This is a genomic window from Azoarcus taiwanensis (genome assembly GCF_012910885.1).
In the GTDB taxonomy this organism is placed as follows: domain Bacteria; phylum Pseudomonadota; class Gammaproteobacteria; order Burkholderiales; family Rhodocyclaceae; genus Azoarcus_F; species Azoarcus_F taiwanensis.
In genome coordinates this window covers 18,380-40,222 of the sequence record NZ_WTVM01000013.1, presented here as the reverse complement: position 1 = coordinate 40,222, position 21,843 = coordinate 18,380, and the positions used below count along the sequence as shown (strand labels likewise).

The 21,843-nt window shown below is 63.7% G+C and carries 15 protein-coding genes; 7 read left to right on the top strand and 8 right to left on the bottom strand.

Going from position 1 to position 21,843, the window contains the following annotated elements; translation table 11 throughout:
• Position 1: 1 nt before the first annotated feature.
• Positions 2–661, top strand: a complete 660-nt coding sequence (locus GPA21_RS03670) for an ankyrin repeat domain-containing protein (protein WP_168986860.1) — start codon at positions 2–4, stop codon at positions 659–661.
• Here the strand turns inward: GPA21_RS03670 and GPA21_RS03665 are convergent.
• The 6 genes from GPA21_RS03665 to GPA21_RS03640 all read right to left on the bottom strand — a co-directional run bounded on the left by GPA21_RS03665 (position 654) and on the right by GPA21_RS03640 (position 10,040).
• Positions 654–1,481 carry a DUF429 domain-containing protein gene (locus GPA21_RS03665; RefSeq protein ID WP_168986859.1) on the bottom strand — a complete coding sequence of 276 codons (828 nt, stop codon included), beginning with the start codon at positions 1,479–1,481 and terminating at the stop codon, positions 654–656. The two genes, GPA21_RS03670 and GPA21_RS03665, sit on opposite strands and share 8 nt — an antisense overlap.
• A 5-nt stretch (positions 1,482–1,486) precedes the next feature.
• Positions 1,487–2,227: an NYN domain-containing protein gene (locus GPA21_RS03660; RefSeq protein WP_168986858.1), complete on the bottom strand. Its 741-nt coding sequence runs from the start codon at positions 2,225–2,227 to the stop codon at positions 1,487–1,489.
• 24 nt (positions 2,228–2,251) lie between these two features.
• A complete protein-coding gene (locus tag GPA21_RS03655; RefSeq protein ID WP_168986857.1) occupies positions 2,252–3,160 on the bottom strand; it encodes a histone deacetylase family protein in 909 nt (302 codons plus the stop codon).
• 20 nt (positions 3,161–3,180) lie between these two features.
• The gene (locus GPA21_RS03650; protein WP_168986856.1) at positions 3,181–4,140 is read right to left on the bottom strand and encodes a transglutaminase family protein; all 960 of its coding nucleotides are present in this window, start codon (positions 4,138–4,140) and stop codon (positions 3,181–3,183) included.
• Entirely contained in the window at positions 4,137–6,626 is a 2,490-nt protein-coding gene (locus tag GPA21_RS03645; RefSeq protein ID WP_168986855.1) for a circularly permuted type 2 ATP-grasp protein, read from the bottom strand. The genes GPA21_RS03650 and GPA21_RS03645 overlap by 4 nt, the downstream gene beginning before the upstream one ends.
• A 75-nt stretch (positions 6,627–6,701) precedes the next feature.
• On the bottom strand, positions 6,702–10,040 hold the full coding sequence (locus GPA21_RS03640) for a transglutaminase family protein (RefSeq protein WP_168986854.1): 3,339 nt from the start codon (positions 10,038–10,040) through the stop codon (positions 6,702–6,704).
• A gap of 219 nt (positions 10,041–10,259) precedes the next feature.
• On the opposite strand from GPA21_RS03640, the gene GPA21_RS03635 reads away from it, so the two are divergent.
• From GPA21_RS03635 to GPA21_RS03625, 3 genes are all read left to right on the top strand, one after another.
• The gene (locus tag GPA21_RS03635) at positions 10,260–11,426 is read left to right on the top strand and encodes a M20 aminoacylase family protein (protein WP_168986853.1); all 1,167 of its coding nucleotides are present in this window, start codon (positions 10,260–10,262) and stop codon (positions 11,424–11,426) included.
• Positions 11,427–11,466: 40 nt separating this feature from the next.
• Positions 11,467–13,962: an ABC transporter permease gene (locus tag GPA21_RS03630; RefSeq protein WP_168986852.1), complete on the top strand. Its 2,496-nt coding sequence runs from the start codon at positions 11,467–11,469 to the stop codon at positions 13,960–13,962.
• A 302-nt stretch (positions 13,963–14,264) separates the two neighbouring features.
• Positions 14,265–15,422 (top strand): DNA recombination protein RmuC, encoded by a 1,158-nt coding sequence (locus GPA21_RS03625; RefSeq protein WP_422614169.1) that lies wholly within the window; start codon positions 14,265–14,267, stop codon positions 15,420–15,422.
• Here the strand turns inward: GPA21_RS03625 and moaA are convergent.
• Positions 15,407–16,480: a GTP 3',8-cyclase MoaA gene (gene moaA, locus GPA21_RS03620; protein WP_168986851.1), complete on the bottom strand. Its 1,074-nt coding sequence runs from the start codon at positions 16,478–16,480 to the stop codon at positions 15,407–15,409. The two genes, GPA21_RS03625 and moaA, sit on opposite strands and share 16 nt — an antisense overlap.
• Positions 16,481–16,653: 173 nt before the next feature.
• Here moaA and GPA21_RS03615 point away from each other — a divergent pair, with 173 nt between their 5' ends.
• Positions 16,654–19,065 (top strand): Lon protease family protein, encoded by a 2,412-nt coding sequence (locus GPA21_RS03615; protein WP_168986850.1) that lies wholly within the window; start codon positions 16,654–16,656, stop codon positions 19,063–19,065.
• 264 nt (positions 19,066–19,329) lie between these two features.
• Here the strand turns inward: GPA21_RS03615 and GPA21_RS03610 are convergent, their stop codons facing one another.
• The gene (locus GPA21_RS03610) at positions 19,330–20,007 is read right to left on the bottom strand and encodes a DUF3334 family protein (RefSeq protein WP_168986849.1); all 678 of its coding nucleotides are present in this window, start codon (positions 20,005–20,007) and stop codon (positions 19,330–19,332) included.
• A 393-nt stretch (positions 20,008–20,400) separates the two neighbouring features.
• Between GPA21_RS03610 and GPA21_RS03605 the strand changes: the two genes are divergently transcribed.
• Together GPA21_RS03605 and GPA21_RS03600 are read left to right on the top strand one after the other, a co-directional pair.
• Positions 20,401–20,718 carry an ArsR/SmtB family transcription factor gene (locus tag GPA21_RS03605; protein WP_168986848.1) on the top strand — a complete coding sequence of 106 codons (318 nt, stop codon included), beginning with the start codon at positions 20,401–20,403 and terminating at the stop codon, positions 20,716–20,718.
• A 47-nt stretch (positions 20,719–20,765) separates the two neighbouring features.
• On the top strand, positions 20,766–21,800 hold the full coding sequence (locus tag GPA21_RS03600) for a permease (RefSeq protein ID WP_211163404.1): 1,035 nt from the start codon (positions 20,766–20,768) through the stop codon (positions 21,798–21,800).
• The last annotated feature ends 43 nt before the right edge of the window (positions 21,801–21,843 follow it).

The window sequence follows — 21,843 nt, the reverse complement described above, 5'->3', positions numbered from 1 at the left end:
CATGATTCTTCGCCGATTCCTTCTCGCACTGGTTCTGGCTTGCATGACTACGGTCGTACTGGCCGACAGCTACGAGGCTTCCATTAGCTCCGCCAGGCTCGGGGATACCCGGCAACTGGTGAGCCTGCTCAACCGGGGCATTGACCCCAACACCATCGACGAGCAAGGCAACTCGCTGCTGCTGCTTGCCGCGCGCGAAGGGCATCTGCGAACTGTGCAGGCCATCCTGCAGTACCGGCCGAATGTGCTTCACCGAAATCTCGCGGGGGATTCCGCGCTCATGCTCGCAACGCTCGGCGGCCATCGGGATGTGGTTGATGAACTGCTCGACGCCGGCGCGGAGCTGAACCATGACGGCTGGACACCGCTGATTTATGCGGCGTTCCAGGGACATCTTGATCTGGTCGAGAAGTTCATCGAACGCGGCGCGGACGTTCATGCCCTGGCGCCCAACGAGTCGAACGCCTTGATGTTCGCCGCCCGTAATGGCCACATCCAGGTGGTTCGACGGCTGTTGCAGACAGACATCGATCTCTATCACCAGAACGACCGCGGTTTCACGGCGGAAACCTGGGCCTTGTCCAGCGGCAATACCGACATCGCCAGGTTGATCGAGCAGGAGCGCGAGCGCAGGCGCCCGATCAGGCTGGAGATCAACTGAGAGTGCTGGTTTCAGATACGGTCGCGATCCAACCCTCCAGCGGATCGACTTTCCGAGGCAGGCCGAAACCGGGGTGACCGGCGCGTGTGCATGCACCAGCCTGCATCATCGCCAGCGTGGCATCCAGCCGGTCGCCGCGGTGGTCTTCCAGCAAGCTGACGGCCATCGCGTTGTCAACGGCCAGCCGCAGGCCGAGCGGATTTGCGCCACTTGCCAGAGCGTTGAGAATTCGAGCTCTTGCGGCATGCCGTGAGGGCGTTCGGGCAGCGCTTGCATCGCCCTTGTAGGAGGCCGATTCGATGCTGCGGGCGAGAAAGCCGGGGTAGGCCTCGACCGCGACACGTTGCGGGTCGCCGGCACGCAAGCCCGGCAGATGCACGCCGGCCTCGAGCAGACGGGGAGCACCCTCCAGAAACATCAGCCCGACCGGCGGATTGACCAGCTTCAGCGGGCTGTGCGAGCGGGCAGGGTGGTCGGTTGTGCGATGCGCGTAGCGCCGCCCGATCGGCTGGCTCTCGCGGTAGGTATCCAGGGTGGCACGAAAGCCGCTGCGACCCAGTGAGACACAGTGGCGGACCATGCCGTCCCAGGTGCCCGGCCAACCCAGATCCGTGACCGCCTCGCGCGGCAGACCGAAAGGAAAGTCGAACGCGCCGAGCCAGGGGCCGGGGCGTGTCAACAATTCCTCGAAGGCCGGCCAGTCTTCCAGACTCTCGATGGCGGTAAGGCGAACCTCGTCGACGTCCAGCGTTCCGTGAGCGACGACGATCGGTTTGCGCCGGCTCGGGGCGCTGGTGAAGTCGACGCCGAGGACTTGCAAGCCGGTCAGCTCCCGGTCTTGCGGGTGGCCTTCTTGTCCCGCAGATAGATGTGGTTGCTGCTCTTGCGCGTCTCGAACAGACCGATCTCGCTGATCAGGTCGCTGAGCTTGCGATAGCCGTAGTTGCGTGGATCGAAGGAGCTGACATTGCTGATGTGCGAGCCGACCGCACCCAGCGGTGCCCAGCCATCGTCGTCGGCCGCAGCCTCGATGCCGGCGCGAAGCATGTTAACCAGCTTGGCGTCGCCTTTGAGGTCCTTGGCGTTCTTTCGCTGTGCCGCCGGATCCGGTTTCTCGGAGGCCGGGTCCGGCATGCCCAGGTTCTCGAGGTAGAGAAACTTGGAGCAGGCATTGACGAATGGCATCGGGGTTTTCTTTTCGCCAAAGCCGAAGACCTTGAGGCCGTTGGCACGAATGCGCATCACCAGCGGCGTGAAGTCCGAATCCGATGAGGCCAGGCAGAAACCATCGAGTTTCTGGGTGTAGAGCAGATCCATCGCGTCGATGATCATCGCGCTGTCGGTTGCATTCTTGCCCTTGGTGTAGGCGAACTGCTGTACCGGCTGGATCGCGTACTCATGCAACACCTGTTCCCAGCTCTTCAGCCCAGTGCTCTTCCAGTTGCCGTAGGCGCGGCGGATGTTGGTTACGCCGAACTTGGCGAGCTCGTCGAGGATGACCTCGATCTTGGCCGCCGGACAGTTGTCGGCGTCGATGAGCAGTGCGATATGGGATTCTTCGGGCATGATTGGTCCGCGGTGACGGTGGGCTCAGCCGCCTGCTCGGCACATGCCGGCGGCGGTGATGATGGTGTTGGCGTGGATGGTGACCGTATCGGCCGTGTCACGAGCATAACCGCCGGCCATCGCGATGGCCAGCGGGATGTTGCGGTCCAGACACTGTGCGATGACGATTTCGTCGCGTCGTCTCAGTCCCTCGATCGATAGCCCGAGGCGTCCGAAGCGGTCCTCGCGGTAGGGGTCGGCACCCGCGAGGTAGATCACGAGATCCGGGGATACGCGTCGGAAAACCTGTGCAAGCCCGTCGGAAAGCGCGGCGAGATAGTCCTCGTCGCCGGTGCCGTCGGCGAGCTCGATGTCGAGGTCGGAAACCTGCTTGCGAAACGGGAAATTCTTTGCGCCATGCATGCTGAAGGTGAAGACTTCCGGCACTCTGGCAAGGATCGCCGCGGTGCCGTCGCCCTGATGCACATCGCAGTCGATGATTGCGACCTGTTCCACCAGCGCCTCGCTGCGAAGCTGGAGGGCCGCGATCGCCGCGTCGTTGAATACGCAAAACCCCGAGCCGAAGTGGCGGTGGGCATGATGCGTGCCACCCGCGAGATTGGCTGCGCAGCCATCGTCCAGCGCGGCGCGGCAGGCGGAGAGCGTCGCGCCGGCCGAACGGCGTGAGCGCTCGACCATGCCGGGCGACCAGGGAAAGCCGATGCGTCGCTGCTCCGCCTGGTCGAGGCTGCCCTGCACGACCCGACGCAGGTAGTTGGCGCAATGTGCCTGCAGGATCTCCTCGTCACTGGCTGCCGCGGGCACGACGAAGTCGCCCTCGTTGAACTGCGGCGAGGACTGCAACTGCGCGCGCAGTCGTGCGTACTTGTCCATCGGAAAACGGTGGCCGGACGGCAGGGGCAAGACGAAGTGGTCGGCGTAGTGGAGCTTCATGCCATATAGATGAGATGAGCTCAGGAACCGGTTGGACGCAACTCGAGAGTGGGCATGTCGGCATCGGTGTACAACTCGGTGAACTCGTCTTCCGGCACGACGGTGACCGCGATGTCCGGTTCATGTCCGCCGCCGCCGAGCAGTACACCGCGCATCGGCGAGACGTCGCTGAAATCCCGGCCCCAACCGACGACGATGTGTTCCAGTTGCGGACGAATCGCGTTGGTCGGGTCGAAGTCCACCCAGCCAAGCCCGGGGCAGAAAACCGACACCCAGGCATGAGTCGCGTCGGCACCGATGAGTCGCTTCTTGCCCGCCGGCGGGCGGGTGAGCAGGTAGCCGCTGACATAGCGGGCGGCGATACCGAGCGAACGCAGACAGGAGATCATGAAATGTGCGAAATCCTGACATACCCCGCGCCGGTTGGCGAAAACCTCGGCAACCGGCGTCGACACCTCGGTTGCCTCCGGGTCGAAGGTGAACTCTTCGAAGATCTTCACCATAAGCGCGTCGACCGCGCTCAGCAGTGGGCGCCCCGGTACAAAACAGACTGCGGCATAGTCCGCGAAATCACGCTTCAGCCGGGCATTGGTCGACTCGAACAGAAACGCGCTCGCTTCGAGCAGATCCCGCGTGAGAGGTTTGCCTGCCGTGTAACGCAACGCATCGCGGGCCGCTTCCCAATTGCAGCATTCGCTCGCGGCGGCGAACGGCGGCGCGTACAGCTCAACCCAGCTCTCGCTGCGCACTGCGAGGAAGTCATGATCCGCTTCGAAGTGCAGCGCGTCGACTGCGTTGCCGAAACTGTCGAAGAATCGCTGCCGACGCACCGGCTCGGGATCGGTTTCGATGCGATGGGCGACGCATTTCTGCCAGGGCAGATTGCGAGGCGCGAGACGCAGCAATTGATGGGACTCGCCCACCGGCTGGTCGTAGCTGTAGCGGGTATCGTGGCGGATATGGTAGCGGAGCGGCTTCAAGCGACGCTCCGCAGGCGAGAGCGTTCGACAGTATGGATGAAGAAGCGATGATGCACGTCATCCGAAAGCACGTAGGCGGTGTTCTCTGCGTCGTTCAGCAGCGAAGCCAGCCTGGCACATGCGGCGTCGCAGTGTTCGGCTTCGAAGGCCGTCAGGTCGAAACGGCCGATGCGCCGCTCAAGACCCGCGATCTGCGGCGGCATCGGGTGGCCGAGATCCTGGGCGCTGCGGGCGAGATAGCGCTTGAGTGCGTGGACCTGCATTGCAACCGAGTGCGGATTGGCGGTATCGAAAACCAGCAGGTGAATGACCGGCAGCAGTTCGGGTACTCGGCGATAACGTGAACGATAGGTGACGATGGAGTTGCCGGCCTCGAGAAGCCATTCGAGCATGTTGTCGCGTTGGTCGGGGTCGGCCTGCAGGACGACCGACACCAGCGCCGAGATGCTGGCAAGACGCTCTATGCGACGGCCAAGAATGAGGAAGACCCAGCCCTCGTCGCGGGTCATGTCGTCCATCGCGAATCCCGCGAGCGAGATGCAGTTGAGCATCACCTGATCGAGCGCGCCTATGGCCTGGTCCAGTGTCGCCGGAGAGGGTTTGAGAACCGTCTCGAGCCGGTTGAGCACATGCCAGTTGTCCGAGGATAGCCTCTCGCGCACATGATTGGCATTCATCGCGAGGGCGCGCAGATTGGCCGCTACCGAGCCCGGTTGCGCCAGGTCCGTGACTGCGCCGAGTAGACGCGCCTCGAGCGACGGCGCCGCGTCGGCGTCCTCGTCTTCGTTCAGTGCGCCAAGTCGATTGGCGGCAATCAGCAGGCCGGACAGTTCGTCGCCGATGTCGTCTGTGCCGCCGGCGACACGGGTCAGCGCCGCGCGCAACACCCGCGCGGAGGATTCGACCCGCTCGGAATGACGCCCCATCCAGAACAGGTTCTCGCCCAGGCGCGAGGGAATGTCGCCGCTGTTGTAGAGCAGGTCGATGACTCCGAGACGCTCCTTGAGCAGACTGGATCTCTGGGTCGGGGCGTCGGACTGGACCCAGGTGTCCTTGGACAGGCCGCCGCGTTGCATGGTGATGACTTCGACACCGGCGCTGGGGGCGACACGGGTAAGCGCGCCGGGCATCACGGTGTAGCCGTCGGGAGCGGCTGCAGCGAACAGGCGCAGGCCCACTGAGCGGGTCGTCAGGGGCTGCTCGGCGTTGCCGGTCCAGACCGGTGCCTGTGACAGGCGTACCCATTCCTGGCCAACGTAGGCGTGAGGCTGCGCCTTGATGCTGGCGACGAGCTCATCGCGCGCCTTGCCCTTGACCTGATGACCGAAGACAGTCTGGCGGTTCATGCCGGAGTAGGCGGGCTTGATGACCAGTTCGTCGAGATTCTCGAGCACATGTTCGAGTGCCGGCTTTTCGCCGCACCACCAGGTCGCGACCGAGGGCATTGCCAGCGGCTCGCCCAGCAACCGTTCGCAGATACCTGGCAGAAATCCGAACAGGGCGGCACTTTCGAGCACGCCACTGCCCAGCGCATTGGCGACCAGCACCTTGCCTGCGCGCACCGCGCCCACAAGGCCGGCCACCCCGAGTGCCGAGTCCGCGCGCAGCTCGAGGGGATCACAGAAGTCGTCGTCGAGGCGGCGCAGAATGGCATGGACCCGTCGCAGGCCGCGCAGCGTCTTGAGATAGACGGTGTCGTCCCGCACCGTGAGGTCCTGACCCTCGACCAGCGGAAAACCCAGGTAGCGCGCAAGGAAGGCGTGCTCGAAATAGGTCTCGTTGTAGGGGCCGGGGGTCAGCAGTACGGCCAGTGGCGTTTCGCCGTCGGTCGGCGCCATGCGCACCAGGGCATTCTGCAAGCCGCGAAAGAAGTCAGCGATCTTCTGCACCTGCAGGTTGCGGAAAGCGTCGGGAAACGCCTGTGACACCACGATACGGTTTTGCAGGGCGTAGCCGGTGCCGGATGGCGCCTGGGTCCGGTCGGCGATCGCCCACCAGTTGCCATCGGGCGAGCGGGCGAGATCGACTGCGTAGAGACTCAGAAAGTGTCCGCCTGTCGGCTGGGTGCCCATGCACGGCCATTTGAAGCCGCGTTGTCCGAAGACCAGCGCTGGGGGGAGCAGACCCTCCGACAGCAGGCACTGCCGCCCGTAGAGGTCGGCCAGCATGGCGTTGAGCAGGCGTGCCCGCTGGGCTACCGCTGCGGACAGCACGCTCCATTCCTCCGCGCTGATGATCTGCGGCAGCATGTCCAGCTCCCAGGGGCGGTTGAGGCCCTTGGGGTCAGCGTAAACGCTGTAGGTCACACCGTCGGACTCGATCGCGTCGGCGACGAAGCGCGAACGTTGCACCAGCGCGTCGGCCGGCAAGGCCTCCAGACGGGCGGCAAACGGTTCCCAGTGCGCACGGGGAATGCCGCGCGCGACGAACATTTCATCGTAGCGCGCGGGCGAGAATGGATAGTGATCCAGTATTCCGGCAGGCATGTTCGGGCGCGTTGGGTTGCACAGCCTGCGTCTGACGGACGGTCGGACGGGGCGCTTGTCGCTACTTTTGCTACCTCAATATTGTCGCAGATCGAGGGTGAACGGAAACTCCGGGTTTACGCGGGGCTCACGCACGTTCATCGGGCCGGGCGTGTGTCCGGTACGGAAGTAGCGCGCCAGCCTTCGGCTTTCGGCCTCGAAGGCGTTGACCGGCCGTGTCTCGAAGCTGCGCCCCCCCGGATGCATCACGTGGTACTGGCAGCCGCCCAGGCTCCTGCTGCTCCAGGTGTCGACGAGGTCGAAGGTGAGCGGGCTGTCCACGCCGATGGTCGGATGCAGGCATGACGGCGGCTGCCAGGCCCGGTATTTGATTCCGGCGACGAACTCACCCACGGTGCCGGTAGGCTGCAGCGGAACCGGAACGCCATTGCAGGTGAGACGGTAACGGTCCGGTGCGATGCCGTTGAGCTTGACCTGCAGCCGCTCCACCGAGGAATCCACATAGCGCACGGTGCCGCCGACCGCGCCTTCCTCGCCCATCACATGCCAGGGTTCGAGCGCGGTGCGCAGTTCCAGGGTCATACCCTTGAGTACGTAATCCCCGATCTTGGGAAAGCGGAACTCCTGATGTGGGGCGAACCACGCTGCCTGCAGCGGGAAGCCGGCTGCGCGGGTTTCATCGATGACATCCAGGAAATCCTGCCAGACGAAATGCGGTAGCAGGAAACGGTCGTGCAGCTCGGTGCCCCAGCGAACCAGGCGCTGAGGGGTGTACGGCGTTTCCCAGAAGCGGGCCACGAGCGCCCGCAGCAGAAGCTGCTGGGTGAGGCTCATGCGCGCGTGGGGCGGCATCTCGAAGGCCCGTAACTCGAGCAAGCCGAGACGGCCAGCCGGGCCGTCGGGCGAGTAGAGCTTGTCGATGCAGAACTCGGCACGGTGGGTATTGCCGGTGACGTCGGTGAGCAGGTTGCGCATAAGGCGATCGACCAGCCACGGCGGACAGTCGCCCGGCCCGGATGTGAGCAGTCTTTCCATCTCACGGAAGGCGATCTCGATCTCGAAGACCGCGTCGTTGCGCGCTTCGTCGATGCGCGGGGCCTGCGAGGTCGGTCCGATGAACAGACCCGAGAACAGATAGGACAGGCTGGGGTGATTGTGCCAGTACGAGACCAGACTGCGCAGCAGGTCGGGGCGCCGGAGAAAGGGCGAGTCCGACGCGGTTTGCCCGCCGAGCACGAAGTGGTTGCCGCCGCCGGTGCCGGTGTGCCGCCCGTCGACCATGAATTTCTCGGTCGTCAGGCGCGACTCGTGCGCCGCCTCGTAGAGATGCGTGGTCTGATCGACCAGTTCATCCCAGTCGTTTGCCGGGTGGATGTTGACCTCGATCACGCCGGGGTCGGGCGTGATGCGAAAGTGGCGCATGCGCGCGTCACGTGGTGGCTCGTAGCCTTCGAGCAGCACCGGTAGCGCCAGATCGGCGGCGGTGGCCTCGACTGCGGTGACGATCTCGAGGTAGTCCTTGAGTCGTTCGGTGGGTGGCATGAAGATGTAGAGCACTCCGTCGCGTACCTGGGCACATATCGCGGTGCGAGTGATCCAGTTTGCGGATTGGAAGTCAGCCGGTGGGCGGTCGGTCCCGCAGCCGGCGGTGATGCCGGTTCCCCCAGTGCCCGCGGAACTCGCCGAGGCAGCCTCGCTGGCCATTTGCTGGCGAATATTGGCCTGCTTGGGCAGGGGAGCGTGAGGTGCAAACGGGTCCGCCGCATGAATCCAGGGGTAGTCGCCTTCGCTGACCCAGGGCTGGGAGTCGAGCGGTAGCCGGTAGCCGATCGGCGAGTCGCCGGGCACGAGATAGCAACGTTCGTCGCGGAGAAACCACCGGCCGGTCTGCCAGTGCGTGTTCGACGGATTCCGCTCGACCGGCAGGACGTGGCCGACGATGGCGTCCAGGCCTGCGCTGAACACCGTCATCAGGCGAGCGCGCTCGAGCGGGTCTGCGAGGCGCGAGTCGAACGGGTCGACGTTGGCCGGCAGTCGGCGTTCGCGCCACAGGTAGTAGAAGACATCTTCGTAGGCGCCGAAAACGTATTGCCCGTCGAGGCCAAGCCGGGTCGCGATACCTTGCAGGAAGCGCGCGGCGTCGCGCTCGTCCACTTCGTAGTTGCGCCGCTCGTCGGCAATCAACGATGGGTCGGACCAGACCGGCTCTCCGTCGAGGCGCCAGAAGCAGTTCAGCGACCAGCGGGGTAGCTGCTCGCCGGGATACCATTTGCCCTGCCCGAAATGCACCAGCGCGTTGGCACCGTACTTGTCTCGCATGCGGTGGAAGAGCTCTGCCGCGAGCAGGCGCTTGGTCGGGCCGAGAGCGTCGGTGTTCCATTCGGCGCCGTCGAGATCGGTGGCCGATACGAAGGTCGGCTCTCCGCCCTGGGTGAGACGCACGTCCATCGCGTCGAGCTGGCGGTCGATCGCGTGGCCCAGACGCTCGATCTCGGACCACTCATCTTCGGTGTAGGGTTTGGTGACCCGCGGCGCCTCCCAGATACGGCTCACCGCCATGCGGTGCTCGAAATCGACTTCGCACTTCTCCAGCGCGCCGGTGATCGGCGCCGCCGAGAAGGGGTCCGGTGTGCACGCCAGCGGGATGTGACCCTCGCCGGCGAACAAGCCGGAGGTGGGGTCGAGGCCGACCCATCCGGCGCCGGGGAGGTAGGCCTCACACCAGGCGTGCAGGTCGGTGAAGTCGGCGTCCGGCCCCGAGGGACCGTCCAGCGCCTTGACGTCGGCCTTGAGCTGGATGAGATAGCCGGACACGAACCGCGCGGCAACGCCGAGGTGGCGGAGCAGTTGCACCAGCAGCCATGCCGAGTCGCGGCAAGAGCCGGAGCGTTTCTCGAGCGTCTCCTCGGGCGCCTGAACGCCGGGCTCAAGCCGGATCAGGTACTTGATGTGATTGCACAGGCGCTGATTCAGGCCAACGAGGAAGTCCACGCTGGGCGTGGGCTCGCGGTCGATGCCGTCGAGGTACTCGCGGAAAAGCGGGGTCAGCGGGAGCTTCTTGAAATAGGGCGCGAGCTCGTCCTTCTGCCAGCTCTCGTACTCGAATGGACATTTTTCGGCGTAGGGCTCGAGAAAGAAGTCGAAGGGGTTGATGACCGCCATCTCGGCGACCAGGTCGACCTCGATCGAAAACTCGGTGGTCTTCTCGGGAAAGACGAGGCGTGCGAGGTAGTTGGCCTGTGGGTCCTGCTGCCAGTTGATGAAGTGAGTATCCGGCAGGATGCGCAGCGAGTAGCTCAGGATGCGCGTACGGCTGTGCGGCGCGGGCCGCAGGCGCACGATCTGTGGGCCGAGCGTGATGGGTCGGTCGTACTGGTAACGGGTGACATGATTGAGTGCCACATGGATCGACATGACTGAGCCCTCTTCCTTTGGTGTCCGCCTTGCCTGGAGCAAAAGCTGCGCCAGCCCGTTCAGACGCGTTTCGGCAAGGATCGACGCAAAATTGCCCCACCCAACGCACTGTAGCGGGGCATGGCTGACGCTGGCAGCACCGTTATGGGTGATCGACGCTGCCGAACTTCGCCGCTAAACTGGAATCCACCTTAGCCATGAGTATCCCGAGTTCGCCAAATGAGCGTCATCGAAGCCATCCGCAGCAACCATGCAAGACTGACCGACATCCGTCGCGACCTCCATGCGCATCCGGAGCTCGCCTACGCGGAGCATCGTACCGCCGAACTGGTCGCGACGCACCTCGAAGCGCTGGGGCTGGAAGTTCACCGTGGCGTCGGTCGTACCGGAGTCGTCGGTGTGGTGCGTGCCGGTACCGGGATGCGGGCGATCGGTCTGCGTGCCGACATGGATGCGTTGCCGATGCAGGAACGCAACACTTTCTCCCATCAGTCGCGGCACGCCGGCTGCATGCACGCCTGCGGCCACGACGGACACACCACGATGCTGCTTGCCGCGGCCGACGTGCTGGCCCGCGGCGAGGGTTTCGACGGCACCGTGTATCTCATCTTCCAGCCTGCGGAGGAGGGCGAGGCCGGCGCGCAGGCGATGATCGACGACGGGCTGTTCGAGCGTTTTCCGATGGAATCCGTGTTTGGCATGCACAACTGGCCGGGCATGCCCGAAGGACATTTCGCAGTGCATTCCGGGCCGGCGATGGCCAGTGCCGACCGCTATGACATCACCGTGATGGGCTATGGCGCCCACGCGGCGATGCCTCACCTGGGAAAAGACCCGGTGGTTGCCGCCGCCGCGCTGGTGCAGGCCCTGCAGACCATCACCAGTCGTACCCTGGACCCGCTGGACGCCGCGGTGGTGTCGACCACGCTGTTCCATGCCGGCGAAGCGTACAACGTGATTCCGGATCGCGCCCAGCTCTCGGGCACGGTTCGTGCCTTCCTGCCGGAAGTGCGCGACACCGTGGAGGCGCGTCTGCGCCAGATCTGTGCCGGCATTGCGGCGACGCATGGCGTGAGCGTTGATATCGAATACCGCCATGGTTATCCGGCGACGATCAATACCGCGAGCGAGGCCGCCTGCTGCGCCGAGGTCGCGGCGGGCCTGGTCGGCTCCGACAAGGTGCAGACCGACGCACGGCCGAGCATGGGCGCCGAGGACTTCGCCTTCTTCCTGCAGCACAAACCCGGCTGCTACGTCTGGATCGGCAATGGAGCGGGCGAGGGCGGTTGCATGCTTCATAACCCAAACTACGATTTCAACGACGACATCATCCCGGTCGGTGGCGCTTACTGGGTGGAACTCGTCAAGCGCCTGCTGCCGGCATGAGCGTGTTGAACGCCTTGACGAAAATCGCGTCCACTGCCGCATGAATACGCTCAGACTGGCCTTTCGCATGATGCTTCGCGACCTTCGCGCGGGCGAACTCCATCTGCTCGGTCTGGCGATCATCATCGCCGTGGCAAGCCTGACCAGCGTCGGCTTTCTCGCCGACAGGGTATCGCGCGGGCTGGATCGCGAAGCCAATCAGCTCCTTGGTGGCGACCTGTTGTTGCGCGCAGATCAGCGCTGGGATGGGCGTTTCCATGACGAAGCCCGTCGGCGCGGGCTGGAAGTGGCTGACACAGTCCTGTTCACCAGCATGGTCAGCACTGAAGAGGAGGCTCAACTCGCCGGAGTGAAGGTGGTGGAGGAAGGCTACCCCTTGCGTGGCGGCCTGCGCATCTCGGCGGGGCCGAACCAGGCCGATGCCGACCCGGGGCGGGTGCCGGAACGCGGCGAGGTCTGGCTTGACGAGCGGATGTTCGCGACACTCGGTGTGTCGGTCGGCGACAAGGTCGAGCTCGGCTTTCTGGAGTTCATCGTCGGCGGCATGATCACCTTCGAGTCCGACCGCGGTGCGAATTTCTTTGCGCTGTTGCCGCGTGCGATCTTCAACATGGCAGACCTGGCCGACTCCGGGCTCATCGTCGAGGGCAGCCGGGCGACCTGGCGGATGCATATTGCCGGTGAACTGCGTGACATCGAGGCGTTCGAGCGTTGGGCTGAAACCAATCTGGGGCGCGGTCAGGCCATCGAGACACTCGACAATGCGCGCCCGGAAGTACGGGGCGCGCTCGATCAGGCGCAGCGCTTTCTCCGGCTCGCGGCACTTCTGGCGGTGATTCTCGCTGCGGTCGCTGTCGGCCTGTCGGCGAGGCGCTTCATGCGCCGCCACCTGGATGCCTGCGCAATGATGCGCTGCATGGGCGCGCGCCAGTCTCAGGTGCTGCGCATCGTGATTGGCGAGTTCGTGATCTTCGGCCTCATCGCGGCGCTGGTTGGCACTGCACTCGGCTGGGCAGTGCAGTTCGGGCTGGTCGGGGTGCTGGCCGAGATCATGCAGGTCAGTCTGCCCACACCGTCGCTGTTGCCGCTTGCGCACGGGCTGGTTGTCGGACTGGCACTGCTTGTGGGGTTCGTGTTGCCGCAGTTGCTGCGGTTGGGTCGGGTGCCCACCTTGCGCGTCATCCGGCGTGAGATCGCTAACGTCGAATCAGCCAGTGGCGTGGCCTGGGCGCTGGGCGCCGCGGCGCTGTTCGGCATCATCTTCTGGATTGCGGGTGACTTTTCGCTTGGTGTCATGGTCGCAATCGGGTTCGCGGCCGCGTTGGGAGTCTTCGCGCTTGCTGCGTGGATGGTGCTGCGCCTGCTCGGTCTGCTCAAGGGGCATGGCAGTCTGCGCGGCGGCGGTTGGCGTTATGGCCTGGCGTCGCTGAACCGGCGCATGGGCGCGAGCGTGATCCAGGTGAGCGCGCTCGGTCTCGGCATCACCGCCTTGCTCCTGCTGACGCTGATCCGTGGCGACCTGCTCGACAGCTGGCGTCAGATGAGCTCCGAGGATGCGCCCAACCGTTTCATCATCAACATTCAGCCGGATCAGCGTGCGCCGGTAGCGGATTACTTTGCAGAGAACGGCTTCGAGGCGCCGGATATCTACCCGATGATTCGCGGTCGGCTGATGGCGATCAACGGTGTGCCGGTGAACCCGGACGACTATGTCGATCAGCGCACCCGCCGGCTCGCCGAGCGCGAGTTCAACCTGAGTTATGCGAGCGAGCTCGCCGACACCGCGCGAATCGTGCAGGGGCAATGGCACGGCACCGATCGCACGCCGCAGTTCTCGATCGAAAAAGGCTTGCTCGAGACATTCCGCCTCCAGATTGGCGACCGCGTCCGGTTCGACATTGCCGGACGAAGCGTCGAGGCGCCGATCACCAGTGTGCGTGAACTGGACTGGGATTCGATGCGGGTGAACTTCTTCTTCATCGCCGCCGATGGCATGCTGGAGAGCGATCCTGCGAGTCTGGTCACCGCGTTTCATTTGTCGCCGGGCGAGCATGGATTTACCACCGGACTGATCAACCGCTTCCCGAATCTGTCGGTGATTGATGTCGCCGCGGTGATTGCACAGGTGCAGGCGGTGACCGACCGCCTGGTGCTCATCGTGCAGTTCGTGTTCGGATTCGCGCTGCTCGCCGGACTCATCGTGCTCTATGCCGCGCTGCAATCGACGCATGACGAACGCGACTTCGAACTGGCGATGCTGCGCACCCTCGGCGCGCGCAATAGACAGGTGCGCCAGGCGCTGCTTGCGGAGTTCATGGTGCTCGGCGGCGTCGCCGGCGTGCTGGCTGGCTTTGGTGCCACGGTCATCGGCTGGCTGCTCGCCGAGCAGGTCTTCAAGATGGCCTACGTGCCGAGCTTGCTGCCGATGACCGTGGCGACCGTGCTCGGTGCGATCGGCGTCGTCATCGGTGGCTGGCTTGGCACCCGCCATCTCCTCGCCCGGCCGCCGCTCGCCAGCCTGCGGGCGCTGGCTTGATATAATTTCATACAGTACCCTATCGCTTTCCGTGCGCTGTCTGTGCGTGCTTTGGGATTGTTGGGGGCGGTATGGATTGGCTTGGATTCGCCGAGGCGCTGCAGCGCCTTGATTGGACGGCTTGGCTTGGTGTGGCTTTCCTGGTCGCGCTCGGCCTGCTCTTGCTGGTCATGCTGTGGCGTGGGCGGGAGCGGCGTTTCGACGCCTTGCTGGAGGTTCGCTTGCAGCAGCAGGCGGAAGCCCAGCATAAACGCCTGATCGAGACGCTTCATCAGGGTCTGGAGCGTCAGAGCGACCGCCTGATGTTTCAGAGCAGCCACGTTGCGGACCGCATGGGCGATGCGCTCGCTCAGGTGCACACGGGCTTGCTCACCCGCCTGGCGCAGCAGCGCGAGGAGATCACCTCACGCCAGGCCGAGTTGTCGGCCTCGATGAATACCGCGCACGAACGCTTGCGGGCCGAGATCGTCGAGCAGATGCTGGGGCGGCTTGCCGAGCATGCGCGCGCCGACCGTGAATTGCTCACCAAGGGGATGGAGGCTTTGTCGCGCACCATAGATGAGCGTCTGGAGGCCATCGGCGGTCATGTCAATCAGCGTCTGGATGAGGGCTTTCGCAAGACCAACGAGACCTTCGCCAGCGTGATGGCACGCCTGGCCACCATCGATGAAGCGCAGAAGAAGATCGACGGGCTCACGACGAATGTGGTGACGCTGCAGGAGCTCCTCGGCGACAAGCGGGCGCGTGGGGCCTTCGGCGAAGTGCAACTCGAGGCGCTGGTGCGCAACATGCTGCCGCCAGACGCCTATGCGTTTCAGGCGGTGCTTGGCAACAACACGCGGGTGGATTGCCTGCTGACACTGCCGCCGCCGACCGGGCGCGTCGCGGTGGATGCCAAGTTTCCGCTTGAAAACTACAACCGCATGCTCGCTCCGGAACTCGCGGAAGTCGACCGCCGCCTTGCGACCGGTGCGTTCAGGGCTGATGTGCGCAGGCACATCGATGCGATCGCCGACAAGTACATCCTCGCCGGGGAAACCGCCGACGGGGCGGTCATGTTCATTCCGGCCGAGGCGGTGTTCGCCGAGATCCATGCCCACCATCCGGAGCTGGTCGAGCATGCCCAGCGCAAACGGGTGTGGATCGTGTCACCGACCACGCTGATGGCGGTACTGAATACCGCGCGCGCGGTGCTCAAGGACGTCGAAACCCGCAAGCAAATCCATGTGATCCGCGACGCCTTGGGCAAGCTGGCCAAGGATTTTGCCCGCTTCGACGAGCGCATGGCAGCACTGGCACGTCACATCGACCAGGCAAGCCGCGATGTACAGGAGGTGCAGGTAAGCTCGCGCAAGATCAGCGCGCATTTCCGCAAGATCGAATCGGCTGAACTCGACGAGATTGACGGCCTGGACGAAGCTGGCTCGCCGCCCAGGCTGCCGGCTCAGCCACCGATGTAGGACATCTCGATCTTGCGCTGTCTGGCGGTGTTCTCGGTGCGAATCTCGGAGTAGCGATCTTCGCGGGCTAGCCAGACAGAGGCGATCGAGCTGTCGATCTCCTCGTCGCTCGCGCCCCGTCTCAGCAGGTCGCGGATGTCATGACCGTTCTGGGCGAAGAGGCAGGTATAGAGCTTGCCCTCGGTCGAGAGCCGGATGCGGGTACAGGTGGAGCAGAAGGCCTGGGTCACCGATGAGATGACGCCGATCTCACCGGAGCCGTCGCGGTAGCGCCAGCGTTCGGCAACCTCGCCGATGTAGTTCGGGTCGGCGTTTTCAAGCGGAAAAACCTGGTCGATCCGCTCGACGACCTCGCGCGAAGGCACGACTTCGTCCATCTTCCAGCCGTTCGAGCTGCCCACGTCCATGAACTCGATGAAGCGCACAATGTGGCCGCTGCCCTTGAAGTGGCGGGCCATGTCGACGATGCCCGCGTCGTTCACGCCGCGCTTGACCACCATGTTGACTTTGACCGGGCCGAGACCCGCGGCAGCCGCCGCGTCGATGCCTTTGAGCACGTCGGAGACCGGATAGTCGGCGTCGTTCATCGCGCGGAAGGTCGGATCGTCGATCGCGTCCAGACTGATCGTGACCCGGTGCAGGCCGGCGTTCTTGAGGCGTTGCGCCATGCGCGGCAACAAGACGCCGTTGGTGGTCAGCGTCAACTCGACGCCGTCGATGGCGGCGAGCTGCTCGATGAGATTTTCGACATGTTTGCGCAGCAGGGGCTCGCCGCCGGTGATCCGGAACTTGCGTACCCCGCGCGCGGCGAAGACGCGCGCGACGCGGGAGATCTCTTCAAAGCTGAGCAGCTCCTTGCGCGGCAGAAAGGGGTAATCCTTGTCGAACACCGATCGGGGCATGCAATACACGCAGCGGAAGTTGCAGCGGTCGGTGACCGAGATGCGCAGGTCGCGCACCTCGCGACCGCGGCGGTCCGAGAGCGGGCCGTCGGCCGGAATGTCGTCGGGGGCGATGCTCGGCGTGATGGCGTCGGTGTGGATCGGGATGATTTTCATTGTGTCGGTTTCGTGCCGTTCGTCTCGTTGGGGGCGAGTGACTCATCGCATCTCAGCCACGGACCCCGGTTTGCGGGGATAATTCCATAACCGGCGAATAACGCCTATACGATTATCCGCGCGGACAGCGACAGCGCAAGCTGCCGAGTCCGTGCGACAGGAGAGTCATCAGCATGCCCAGTCAGCACGTGCTGCCGCCCGAGTCCCTGCGGACTCGTTGCAGTACCGATTCGTTCGAATTCGAAACCACCCAGGATCTCGCCGACCTGCCTGACGGCCTCGAGCAAGCGCGCGCCGACGAGGCGCTGCGATTCGGGCTGGCGATGTCGCATCCGGGCTACAACGTTTTCGTGCTCGGCGAGTCGGGCACCGGTCGCCACGCCATCGTCACCCGTTTGCTGAACGAGATCGCCGCAAAACGCGCCGCGCCGCCCGACCTGTGCTACGTGCACAACTTCGACGATGCTCAGCGTCCCCGTCTTTTAACCCTGCCCGCAGGTGTGGGTGCACGTTTGCGCACCGACATGCAGGCCTTCGTGCGCGACCTCGGGCCGGGCATCGACGCCGCACTAGACAGCGAAACGCACCTGACCCGCATCGAGGCCTTGCAGGAGGCGCACAAGGCTCGCGAGGAAGAGGCGCTGCGCGAACTCGGCAAGGCCTGTGCCGACGACGGCGTCTCCTTGCTGAAGACTGCCGAGGGTTTCGTGTTCGCGCCAACACGCGAGGGCGAAGCGATGTCGCCCGAGGCCTTCGACGCGTTGCCCGATGACGAGAAGGCTGCGATCGAGAAGAAAGTCGGGGAATGGAGTGATCGGCTTGCCGACCTGCTTGAGGAGTTTCCCGGTTGGCGCAAGGCCTTGTACGAGGCCACCCGTCGCGCCGAGCGGGATGTGCTGGCACCGACGGTATCGCATCTGTCGCGAAGTCTGCGCGAAACCTATGCGGATCTCGAGGCGGTGCAGGCCTTCCTCGATGCGGTTGAGAAGGACTTGCTCGACGGTGGCGCCGACTGGAGCGGCGAGGAAGAGGAAGGACGCGAGGAGGAGGCATCCAGCCGATTCCACCGGTACCTTGTCAAGTTGCTGGTCGACAACGAGGACACCCGTGGCGCACCGGTGATCTACGAGGACAACGCCGGCTATGGCGGGCTGGTGGGTCGAATCGAGCATCTGGTCCAGATGGGCAACCAGGTGACGCATTTTCATCTGATTCGCGCCGGCGCCCTGCATCGGGCCTGCGGCGGCTATCTCATCCTCGATGCCGACCGCCTCTTCGCCCAACCGCATGCCTGGGAGGGCCTGAAGCGTGTCCTGCGCAGTCGGGAAATACGCATCGAAGCACCTGCCGAGGCACAGGGGTGGAATCCGACGGCGACGCTGGAGCCGGAGCCGGTGAGCTGCGACGTGAAAGTCGTGCTGATCGGCGACCGCAGCGTGTTTTACCTGCTGAACGAGCACGATCCCGACTTTGCCGAGTTGTTCAAGGTTGCAGCGGATTTCGACGACGAGATGCCGCGTACGCCCGAGAACGTCCGCTACTACACACATCTGCTCGCGATGCTCGGGCGCAACGCGGACCTCCTTCCCTTCGACCGGGCGGCGGTCGCACGCCTGGTGGAGCAGGGTGCCCGTCTGGCGGAACACTCCGGCAAGCTCTCATTGCACACCCGCAAGCTGGCGGACCTGATGCGCGAAGCTGATTTCCATGCGCGCTCCGCGAAACTGGGCCTTGTTGGTCGGGAGCATGTCGACTGGGCGACTGCCGCGCGGGCACGTCGGTTCGGGCGCTACGCCGAGCGCGTGATTGAATCCATCGTCGAGGGCACGACGCTGATTACGACCGATGGCGTGCGTTCCGGCCAGGTCAACGGGCTTGTGGTCGTCGAGCTTGCAGGTGAACAGTTCGGTCATCCGGTCAGAATCACTGCAACCGCGCGGCTTGGCGACGGCGATGTGGTCGACATCGAGCGGGAAACCGAACTGGGTGGTGCAATCCACTCCAAGGGCGTGCTGATCCTGACTGCGTTTCTTGCAGCCCGCTACGCTCGACACCAACCGCTCTCGCTGTCCGCGAGTCTGGTGTTCGAGCAGTCCTATGCCCCGGTCGAAGGCGATTCGGCCTCGCTCGCCGAGCTGTGCGCCCTGCTGTCGGCGCTAGCCGATTTGCCGATTCGCCAGTCGCTTGCGATTACCGGATCGGTGAACCAGTTTGGTGAGGCCCAGGTCGTCGGTGGGGTCAACGAGAAGATCGAGGGTTTCTTCGATCTCTGCTCCATGCGTGGCCTGACCGGTGAGCACGGGGTGGTCATTCCCGTAGCCAGCGTACGCCACCTGATGCTGCGAGAAGATGTCGTCGAGGCTACGCGTCGCGGCCTTTTCCATATCCATACCGCACGCACGGTGGACGACGCTCTGGAAATTCTCACCGGTATCCCGGCTGGCGTGCCGGATGCCAAGGGCTGGATGCCTCCCGGCACCATCAACGCCCGAGTGGCCAGGGCGGTGGATCATATGGCGGCGGTACAGAGCGCCTATGCGAGCGGCGGCAATCATCGTCGTACCCGCAGGGGGCGCGTCGACTAAGTGCCGCTGGGCAAGGATCAAAAAAAAAGCCCGAGCACTCGGCTCGGGCGGAATCCACACCAAAGGAGGAGGGTGGAGGAGACGGTTCAAATAGTACGGAAAAGGTTTGTGCGATGCAACAGAATGAGTCATTGAATGTTTCTTTTGAGTTAAAAGCTGCACTTATAGAACATTACAAACAATGACTTAAATCAGATGCGAGGCGCATTCTTGGTTTGTGCGGCGTGCCATCAACAACCGTTCGAATGATGGCGAAGACTGCCGTTACATCCCCAGCGACTTCAGTAGTGCGTCATGGTCATCGTCGGGAGCCGCCGCGGTCGCTTGAGGGGCACTGGCCTGTTCCAGCAGGCTGTCGGGGTCGGGCGCCTCGGCGACTTCGAAGTCGTTGAGCTTGATGAACTCGGTATGGTCGATCGCAAGCTCGAGATAGAAGATGTTGTTGCCCGGGGTGTAGAAGGTGACCCGCCGCGCCTCGGGTCGGTCCAGCTGGGTATCGACGCTGAGGGTGACCTGTTTGTTCAGCGCAAGCATCTTCGGCTGATTCTGGGTGATGTCAGTTTGCAGTTCCCGTGCAACCATGCCGGTGAAGTCCCCGAGCATCTGGTTGACCAGCTCGCCCATGACGTTCGCGACTTCATCCGAAGTGTAGGTGGTTGCGAGTTCGTCGGCCGACATCCCCATGCTGAGCAGATAGTTGCGGTACAACTCCATTGCCGCGCCACCGGAGAAATTCATCACCACGAGTCCCGAAAAGCCGCCGTCGAAGAGCACGAAGCAACCGATATCAGGCTTGAGGCAGGTCTTGCTGATGCGCTGGACCATGCCCGAGTAACGCACTTGGCCTTGGGTGGCGACCGAGAGCACGCGGGTCACCGAGTTGCACAGGCTGCGCAGGATGTCCTCGGTGCCGTATACGACTTTGTCTTCTTGGCTGTTCATGTAATCGTTTCCTTTGACTTTTCCGTATGCCGAGTATCGCACGGCTGCGGCCGCAACTCGCTCACGATGAAAGGACGAGACTCAACCTCCACTAACGTCGACTCCTTCCGGGTCGACCTTGACGGCCCCGTTGCTGGCCAGGGGCATGAAAGCCCGAACCTGCGCTGCCTGTCTTCTCCGGACAGTGAGCTGCCCCAGAAATGCGCGGGCGAGCTTTTTACGGCAGCAGGATTGTCGCCGAGATCGCTCTGCGAGGAGTGGCAAGCAGAAAGCACCGGCTGAGGGCGACGCAAGTGAGTGCTGGGGAGTAATTGCCCCAAGGGCAAGCAGGACTAGTCGACAATCCGCAAGACAGTTCTTGACACAACTATAAAACTAGTTATTTAATGATTCATGGAAACAAGCAATCGCCTGACTGAGCAGGAAGCAGTCGCTGCGCTGGCGGCGCTGAGCAACGCTACACGCCTGCGCCTCTTCCGGTTACTGGTCAGAGCGGGTCATGATGGACTGAACGTGGGTGAACTGCAGCGCCTGCTTGAGCAACCGGCTTCGACGCTCGCGCATCACTTGAGCAAGCTGACTAGCGCCGGGCTGGTGCAGCAGAACCGTCTGGGGCGTGAGGTCGTGTGCACTGCGGGATATGCCCGCATGGATAACCTGCTCGCATACCTGACAGAGCAGTGTTGCAGCGGTGCCAGTGCCGCGCAGTAGCGCTTTTTTTTGATTTAAAAGAACTAGAAACCTAGAGGTATCGATAAATGGCCGTCCTTCAACTGATGCTCGGTAATGGCGTTCGACGTCTGCGTCGCACGGACGGGGTAGTGGTCGCCATTTTGATCGTGCTCGCGGTCCTGGCGATCCGTGTACCGGATCAGTTGCCCGAGACGATTGCGTTCGTGTTCAATGCGTTGATCTCCATCTCACCTTTCCTGACCGCGTCAGTGTTTGTTGCGGCCTATGCGAAGGCCAGCGGCGCCGATAACCTGATTGCGGATGCGTTCCAAGGCAGCGGTATGCTTATGGTTGGGCTGGCTGCGCTGATGGGCGCGGTTTCGCCATTCTGTTCATGCGGTGTGATCCCGCTGATTGCAGCCTTGCTCGCCATGGGTGTACCGCTCGCTCCGGTCATGGCGTTCTGGCTGGCATCACCTCTGATGGATCCGCCGATGTTCGTGCTGACAGTTGGCGTCTTGGGCCTCGACTTCGCGATTGGCAAGTCGCTGGCCGCTGTCGGGGTAGGGTTGCTCGGTGGATACGGTGTCTGGTTGCTTCAACGTGCCGGCATGCTGGGCAACCCGCTTCGCGACGGGGTTGGGAACGGTGGGTGCGCAGGGGCCCGTGTCCGTAATCCTGGGCCAACCGTCTGGCGTTTCTGGGGTGAAGCCTCGCGTCGCCGGGTCTTCCTGGACGATGGCATGAAGAACTTCATTTTCCTCGGGAAATGGTTGGCCCTGGCGTTTGTGCTGGAGAGTCTCATGTTGCGATTCCTCCCCGCCGACTGGGTGGTGCAACTCGTGGGTCAGGACGGTTGGCGCTCCATCGTGGTGGCCGCAGTGGTCGGCGTACCGACGTATATGAATGGATACGCGGCGCTGCCACTGGTGGGAGCGTTGATCGATCAAGGCATGGCGGCCGGTGCCGGCATGGCCTTCCTGATCGCAGGAGGCGTGTCCAGCGTTCCCGCTGCCATGGCGGTCTTCGCGCTGGCAAGGTTGCCAGTCTTCATTACCTATCTCGGATTCGCTCTCGTTGGGTCGATTGGCGCGGGCCTTGCTTATGCCATGTTGGCATAAGAGGCGGTGTGGCTGCGTACGCGTCCATCAGGGCCGCGGTGCG

What these genes read in the sequence shown, in the direction of transcription:
- GPA21_RS03630 (WP_168986852.1), top strand. Translation starts at nt 11,467, where the DNA reads ATGAATACGCTCAGACTGGCCTTTCGCATGATGCTTCGCGACCTTCGC.
- GPA21_RS03645 (WP_168986855.1), bottom strand. Translation starts at nt 6,626, where the DNA reads ATGCCTGCCGGAATACTGGATCACTATCCATTCTCGCCCGCGCGCTAC.
- GPA21_RS03615 (WP_168986850.1), top strand. Translation starts at nt 16,654, where the DNA reads ATGCCCAGTCAGCACGTGCTGCCGCCCGAGTCCCTGCGGACTCGTTGC.
- GPA21_RS03635 (WP_168986853.1), top strand. Translation starts at nt 10,260, where the DNA reads ATGAGCGTCATCGAAGCCATCCGCAGCAACCATGCAAGACTGACCGAC.
- GPA21_RS03670 (WP_168986860.1), top strand. Translation starts at nt 2, where the DNA reads ATGATTCTTCGCCGATTCCTTCTCGCACTGGTTCTGGCTTGCATGACT.
- GPA21_RS03660 (WP_168986858.1), bottom strand. Translation starts at nt 2,227, where the DNA reads ATGCCCGAAGAATCCCATATCGCACTGCTCATCGACGCCGACAACTGT.
- GPA21_RS03605 (WP_168986848.1), top strand. Translation starts at nt 20,401, where the DNA reads ATGGAAACAAGCAATCGCCTGACTGAGCAGGAAGCAGTCGCTGCGCTG.
- GPA21_RS03640 (WP_168986854.1), bottom strand. Translation starts at nt 10,040, where the DNA reads ATGTCGATCCATGTGGCACTCAATCATGTCACCCGTTACCAGTACGAC.
- GPA21_RS03600 (WP_211163404.1), top strand. Translation starts at nt 20,766, where the DNA reads ATGGCCGTCCTTCAACTGATGCTCGGTAATGGCGTTCGACGTCTGCGT.
- GPA21_RS03610 (WP_168986849.1), bottom strand. Translation starts at nt 20,007, where the DNA reads ATGAACAGCCAAGAAGACAAAGTCGTATACGGCACCGAGGACATCCTG.
- GPA21_RS03625 (WP_422614169.1), top strand. Translation starts at nt 14,265, where the DNA reads ATGTTTCAGAGCAGCCACGTTGCGGACCGCATGGGCGATGCGCTCGCT.
- GPA21_RS03655 (WP_168986857.1), bottom strand. Translation starts at nt 3,160, where the DNA reads ATGAAGCTCCACTACGCCGACCACTTCGTCTTGCCCCTGCCGTCCGGC.
- moaA (WP_168986851.1), bottom strand. Translation starts at nt 16,480, where the DNA reads ATGAAAATCATCCCGATCCACACCGACGCCATCACGCCGAGCATCGCC.